This is a genomic window from Mycobacterium sp. 1245852.3 (assembly GCF_001669335.1).
Taxonomy (GTDB): Bacteria; Actinomycetota; Actinomycetes; order Mycobacteriales; family Mycobacteriaceae; genus Mycobacterium; species Mycobacterium europaeum_A.
The window spans coordinates 1-5466 of the sequence record NZ_LZLL01000302.1 but is presented as its reverse complement, the minus strand read 5'-3'; the positions used below and the strand labels follow the sequence as shown (position 1 = coordinate 5466).

The 5466-nt window shown below is 64.5% G+C and carries 8 protein-coding genes; 3 read left to right on the top strand and 5 right to left on the bottom strand.

Annotated elements, in window-relative coordinates:
• Positions 1–259 (bottom strand): TetR/AcrR family transcriptional regulator (locus tag A9W96_RS13500; protein ID WP_156765235.1); only part of this gene is annotated, 259 nt, incomplete at its 3' end.
• 33 nt (positions 260–292) lie between these two features.
• Positions 293–1189 (bottom strand): LysR family transcriptional regulator, encoded by an 897-nt coding sequence (locus tag A9W96_RS13495; protein ID WP_067140369.1) that lies wholly within the window; start codon positions 1187–1189, stop codon positions 293–295.
• Between the two features lie 71 nt (positions 1190–1260).
• Between A9W96_RS13495 and A9W96_RS13490 the strand changes: the two genes are divergently transcribed.
• On the top strand, positions 1261–1977 hold the full coding sequence (locus A9W96_RS13490) for an SDR family oxidoreductase (RefSeq protein WP_067140366.1): 717 nt from the start codon (positions 1261–1263) through the stop codon (positions 1975–1977).
• 79 nt (positions 1978–2056) lie between these two features.
• On the opposite strand, the gene A9W96_RS33055 is transcribed toward A9W96_RS13490, so the two are convergent.
• Together A9W96_RS33055 and A9W96_RS13480 are read right to left on the bottom strand one after the other, a co-directional pair.
• A complete protein-coding gene (locus tag A9W96_RS33055) occupies positions 2057–2440 on the bottom strand; it encodes an EAL domain-containing protein (RefSeq protein WP_082972228.1) in 384 nt (127 codons plus the stop codon).
• The gene (locus tag A9W96_RS13480; RefSeq protein ID WP_067020157.1) at positions 2406–3128 is read right to left on the bottom strand and encodes an NAD(P)-dependent oxidoreductase; all 723 of its coding nucleotides are present in this window, start codon (positions 3126–3128) and stop codon (positions 2406–2408) included. The genes A9W96_RS33055 and A9W96_RS13480 overlap by 35 nt, the downstream gene beginning before the upstream one ends.
• Before the next feature lie 42 nt (positions 3129–3170).
• Here A9W96_RS13480 and A9W96_RS13475 point away from each other — a divergent pair, with 42 nt between their 5' ends.
• Positions 3171–3695 carry a MarR family winged helix-turn-helix transcriptional regulator gene (locus tag A9W96_RS13475; protein WP_231999678.1) on the top strand — a complete coding sequence of 175 codons (525 nt, stop codon included), beginning with the start codon at positions 3171–3173 and terminating at the stop codon, positions 3693–3695.
• A gap of 60 nt (positions 3696–3755) precedes the next feature.
• Here the strand turns inward: A9W96_RS13475 and A9W96_RS13470 are convergent, their stop codons facing one another.
• Positions 3756–4448, bottom strand: a complete 693-nt coding sequence (locus A9W96_RS13470; RefSeq protein WP_082972225.1) for an HXXEE domain-containing protein — start codon at positions 4446–4448, stop codon at positions 3756–3758.
• Positions 4449–4522: 74 nt separating this feature from the next.
• Between A9W96_RS13470 and A9W96_RS13465 the strand changes: the two genes are divergently transcribed.
• Positions 4523–5158: a TetR/AcrR family transcriptional regulator gene (locus A9W96_RS13465; RefSeq protein ID WP_066876984.1), complete on the top strand. Its 636-nt coding sequence runs from the start codon at positions 4523–4525 to the stop codon at positions 5156–5158.
• The last annotated feature ends 308 nt before the right edge of the window (positions 5159–5466 follow it).

Sequence of the window (5466 nt, the reverse complement as noted above, 5' to 3'; positions counted from 1 at the left end):
TCAGCTTCGCCCTGCGTTCGGCCCTCGTGCCCGATTTCGTGTCGGAAACGAAAGGTTCACCGACGGCGGCCTCGACAATCGCCTCAAGCATCGCTTCCTTGTTGGCGAAGTTTGAATAGAAGGCCCCCGAGGTCACGTCCGCCGCCGCGGCCAGCCCGTCCACCCCGATCCCGTTGAAACCCGCGACCTTCATCGAGCGCGTGCCCGCACGGAGTAACGCGGCGCGCGCCTTAGCCTTCTGATCTGCCGGATATCTCATGAAGTGAACCCTTGTAGCATAACTATCGATATCTTACGTTCGCGAGGTCGGATCGATCGTCTGTCCGGCACAGGCCAGCGCGGCTGTAATGAAGTCGTCGCGCGCCGCATCAGTGATCGTGGCGTCCCACGCCAGCACCACCCGGCTGGGAGCGAGGCCGTCGGCCGGCACTACCCGCAAGTCTGGCCGCCGGTACGACACGGCCGTCGACCGAGGCAGAACTGCGAAACCTGCGCCGGCAGCGACTAATTCAAGCTTCTGCTCGACCCCGCTGACCGACGACTGCACTGCCGCGCGGCGCAACTCCGGGCTGGCGATGGCGTACCACTCGGGCACCGATGCGGGGTTCTGCAGCAACCGTCGCGGCGCCAAATCGTCCAGCGATACCGACGGCCGCTCGGCCAAAGGATCACCGGCGGGCAGCACTACGTCGCGCGGCTCCTCAAGGAGCGGCGCTGTCGCCAGGCCGGACAGGTCGAATGGCGAGCGAGCGTAGACGACCTGCACGTCGCCGCGGCGGATCACTTCGGCCTGCTCGTTCCAGGTCACCGGCACGATCACCGTGCGGCGAGCCGGGTCGCCCGCCTCGAACGCCCGGGCGGCAGCGGTCGCCAACAGCCCGGGTAGTACCCCGACCGTGACCACTACGGCGGGGGCTTCGGCCTGCGCTAGCCGCTGCTGCAGCGCCTGCACTTCCGTGAGCAAGAAACGGCCGTCGTCGAGTAGCCGCAAACCGGCAGCGGTCAGCGTCGTCCCGCGGGTGCCCCGATTGAGCAGCTTGATTCCCAGCTCGTGCTCGAGCGCGCGAATTTGACGGGACAGCACCGGTTGGGCGATGTGCAGGCGTGCCGCGGCCCGGCCAAAGTTGAGTTCCTCCGCCACCGCGACGAAGTAACGCAGCTTGCGCATATCCAGATCCACTGGAGCCATACCCAGAGGGTATCGCCCCCGGACGAGAAGGGTGTTGGACGAGTAGGAGCCCCCTCCTTGACCCTGAATACATGAGTCTGCATAACCAACGCGTCCTGATCATCGGGGGGACATCGGGCATCGGCCTGGCCGTGGCTGCGGCAGCCGCCGAGCATGGCGCCACCCCCATCGTCGCCTCGCGCCGGACGCCGAGTGTTGAGCGCGCGCTGGGCTCGCTGCCCGCCGGCGCGGTCGGCGCCACCGTTGACCTCGCCGACCCCGCGTCCATCGAGCGACTGGCCGAACGGGTCGGCCCGGTCAACCACCTTGTCTACACCGCGGGCGAGCCGCTGGAGATGGTGCCGCTGGCCGGGCTGACACCTGACGTTATCGCCGGCTTCTACCAAACCCGCTTCATCGGGGCGTGCAGCGCGGCCCGGGTGCTCGGGCCGCTCCTGCCCGCGGGTGGTTCGATCACGCTGACCAGCGGATCGGCCGCCGAGCAGCCGGAATTCGGCGCGTTGCCGGTAAGTCTGTGCGGCGCAATGAATGCGCTGACCGCCGCTCTGGCGGTCGAGCTGGCGCCGGTGCGGGTGAATGCTGTCGCCCCAGGTGTAGTGCGTTCGCCGCTGTGGGACAACATGGGCAGGGAGGATCGCGACGCGATGTTCGCTGCCGCAGCAGAACGGATCCCGCTGACCAGGATCGCCGAGGCCGACGAGGTGGCACGGGCCTACCTGTACTGCATCGAGCAGACATACTCCACAGGAGCGGTCGTCAAGGTCGACGGCGGCAGCGTCCTCGTCTAGTCGTTAGGTTGCCGGTCCGAAGGGAACACGTGGGGGCTGTGAATGCGGGCGTGCCGGCAGCCGGAGTTGGTTGGGGTCTTCACAGCTCGGCCACTAATTTCGCGTGCAGCTCGGATGCCAGCGAGTTCAGCGCGGTTGCCAGCGCACGTTTGACGGGATCGTCGTCGATGCCGGCGATCAACTCGCCATCGATCTTGCTGATGTCGGGGCGTAGCCGCAGCAGTTGGGTGAAGCTGGCATATCCGGCACCGGCATCATCGGCTGCCACGGATATGCCGCGATCACGCAGATGCGTCAGACCCGTGTCGGGTGCGGTGTGAGGGTCATTGATGCCTCTCCAGTCGCGGGTCGTCAGACGAGGTCTCGGCGAATCGCGCGTTGTCGATGTATCCGCGTTCGGGCAGCGGCGGTTTCGACAGGGAGCACTCTCAGGATGTGTGCACCGATTGCGTGCCCGAGTCACTGCCCGATCTCGCTTCCCGCCTAATCACTTGCCACAGGCTTGGAGTGTTTTCAGTGGTCGACACGATCACGGTGCGACGGACCGCCGCTGCGTCAGCGGCCACGGCCACCAGATAGTCGGCCAAATCGACGCGCGCAGTGAACGCACCGACGGGATCAACCTCTCCGCATAGGTACCGGGTGCGCTCGGGAAGATCGAACAGCCCCGATGGGCGAACAACCGTCCAATCGAGGCCGCTGCCACGCACGATCTTCTCCATGCGCCGGATGTCGTCATAAACAGTCTTGCCGATCGTGCGAGTCAGGACCGGCTCGATCAGCCGGAGCGACAACGGAACTCGCGACCGACGCACAGGAAATGCAGCTGTCGAGCTGACCACCACAAGGCGCCGGGTGCGCGCGCTGTGCATGGCGGTCACGATGTTTCCGGTTCCGAGCGAGTACGTGTCTACTGCGCCCCGAGTGAACGTGACACCCAGCGTTGACACCACCGTATCGACACCCTCGACGAGTGGCCGGACCGCCGCGGCATCCCGCGCATCAGCCCCGGCGACGGTCAGCCTCGGCCCTGCCAGCGGGAACTCACCTGGCCTTCGGGTCACCGCGACCACATCATGGCCGGCACCGAGGGCGATCGCAGTCGCCAGCCGGCCGGTTTGGCCATTGGCTCCAAAGATGACCAGCTTCATGACTTCTCCTCTACTATGCACTATTAGTGATTATCACTATAAATGATGATCATGTGCGTTGCTAGACTCCGGTCTATGACGAGGGTCGCAAAAGGCATCGCCAGCCTCGATGAACGCATCCCATTTCTGTTGTCGCAGTTGGGCTCCTACGTGGCGGCCGAGTTTCAGCGCCTGATCGCAGACAGCGGCGTGCAACCGCGCACCTATGCGGTGCTGGCTGCGCTGGCGGCGCGCAATGGCCAGTCGCAACGCGAGTTGGCGGCGCAGCTGAGCATCCACCGCAATGTGATGGTCAACATCATTGACGCGCTGGAAGCCGATGGCCTGGTGCAACGCAGGCCGCATCCCGCTGATCGGCGGGCGTTCGCGATCACCCTGACCGAGCGGGGCCACCGACTTCTGCTCAAGCTGGATGGGTCCGCCCGCGCGCTCGAAGATGCGGTCACCGCTGACCTTTCGGCACGCGAACGCGACACCCTGCGCAGCCTGTTGCAGCAAGTCGCCGGTAGCGCCGGACTGATATCGGGTGTGCACCCTGGATTGTCTGACGATCTCGCAACCTGCTGATCCGGTGGTCACAACACGGGGCGCATACGCCAGCGCGCATAGGCGTCAACGCGCACGCGGTCAGACGGCCGCGGTGTCGGCCGCCAACGCCAGAAGCGGGATGAGTGCCACAGCGAACCCGAGAACAGCCATAGCGGTCACCCGGCGGTCTCCGACCAGCTTGTAGAGCAGGTATGGTCCCGCGATCCAGTACAGCTGAGCGGTGATCAGTCCGGGGAAGTAGGCGCCGAGCATGATGCTCCACCACGTGTGCGCGATGGCGTTGCCGATCGCGCCGTAGAAGATGAAAAAAATGGCGGGAACGATTGCGAAGCGCAGCCGAGTGGTCAACGCGATCACGCAGGCGACGATCATGACGGCGTAGGCGCTCATGTTGACCGAGACGAAGGCGTCATTCGAGTAGGGAGCCCCACCGTAGAGCTCTGCGAAGTGGGTTCGAAAGCCGGTGACGAATTCCTCGGTGAAGTGCACGAATTGCACAGCCAGGACGCAGCAGAAGGCCGGCAGGAATCTGTTGACCGTGGGCAGCGGCAGCCGACTTCGATAGCACCACACAAACAGCAACCAGGTGGCGACGACCCCTGGGATGAAAGTGACTTTCAGGCTGGCCCCATGGCTGGCAAGCCAGAACCCGACGCCCATCGTCAGAGCGATCAGCGTGCCGGGCACGAGGTCCCGCTTCGCGATGGCGCGATCGCCAGGCGCGCCGGCAACGCGCGCATCCAACTGTTCGACGAGCGGCTGAAATGACATGCTGTCTCCTAAAACGAATATTCGTTCTTTATACTGAAACGAGCGTTCGCTGTCAATGTAGAATCAGTGGTGATATGCCGAAAGTGACCGATGAGCACGTCGCGGCAAGGCGCCGCCAGATCTTGTCAGCGGCGCTTGCTTGCTTCGCGCGCGATGGGTTCCACCGCACCACGATGCAGGAGATCTTCAAAGAATCCGACCTCAGTCCGGGTGCGGTCTACAGCTATTTCGAAGGCAAGGACGACCTCGTACGCGCCATCATTGCCGAGACGATGGGGTTCCTCACTCAAGCGGCGACGGTAATCACCGAAGCCCTGCCTGGTGGCCGTCTCCGCCGGCCCGGCGAAGCATTGGCAGAATTGATAGAGCAAAACCGCAACGTCGAACTGGGCACCGTCGAACAGCGCGCCCGTATCTTCCCCCACCTGATCGGGGAACAACAGCGCGACCCGGAACTCAACGCCGCCGCCCGCGCTGGGCTTTCGCGCCTACGCGACGGCTTTGCGACACTCGCGCAGGCCGCGCAAGAGCGCGGCGAACTCGCCGCGGCGATCGACCCCGATCAGTTCGGGCGGCTGGCTATGTCTCTGCTGCAGGGTGCCTTGATCCAGATCAGCGTGTACGGCGACGATATGGACCTCGACGCCTATGTCCGCACGGCCGTCGCTCTGCTTGACACGCCGCACGAGTCCGCTACCCGCCAAAGTTGACGCTGGGCGTTCCGGATGCCGTGGCGTAATGGCCCGCGGGACTTGGGATTCGAGCTCGCGCGTAGGCACTCTTGGCGGATTCGCCTATGTTCGCCATCATGTGAGAAATTTGCCATCCAAAATGAGAACCGACAGCGGCAGGGGGCTACCATCTCCTGGTACTCCAAATCTGCCATTGACCAATGTCACCATTTGGTGTTGACTGCGTTGCATGACGGACGGCGTTCCGGCTCGCGGGTCATTGCGATCCCGCGGCGCGGCAGCGGTAAGTGCGTACACCCTGCGGCCGATCACCAGCGTGATCCCGC

What these genes read in the sequence shown, in the direction of transcription:
- A9W96_RS13490 (WP_067140366.1), top strand. Translation starts at nt 1,261, where the DNA reads ATGAGTCTGCATAACCAACGCGTCCTGATCATCGGGGGGACATCGGGC.
- A9W96_RS13465 (WP_066876984.1), top strand. Translation starts at nt 4,523, where the DNA reads ATGCCGAAAGTGACCGATGAGCACGTCGCGGCAAGGCGCCGCCAGATC.
- A9W96_RS13495 (WP_067140369.1), bottom strand. Translation starts at nt 1,189, where the DNA reads ATGGCTCCAGTGGATCTGGATATGCGCAAGCTGCGTTACTTCGTCGCG.
- A9W96_RS13475 (WP_231999678.1), top strand. Translation starts at nt 3,171, where the DNA reads ATGATGATCATGTGCGTTGCTAGACTCCGGTCTATGACGAGGGTCGCA.
- A9W96_RS13480 (WP_067020157.1), bottom strand. Translation starts at nt 3,128, where the DNA reads ATGAAGCTGGTCATCTTTGGAGCCAATGGCCAAACCGGCCGGCTGGCG.
- A9W96_RS13470 (WP_082972225.1), bottom strand. Translation starts at nt 4,448, where the DNA reads ATGTCATTTCAGCCGCTCGTCGAACAGTTGGATGCGCGCGTTGCCGGC.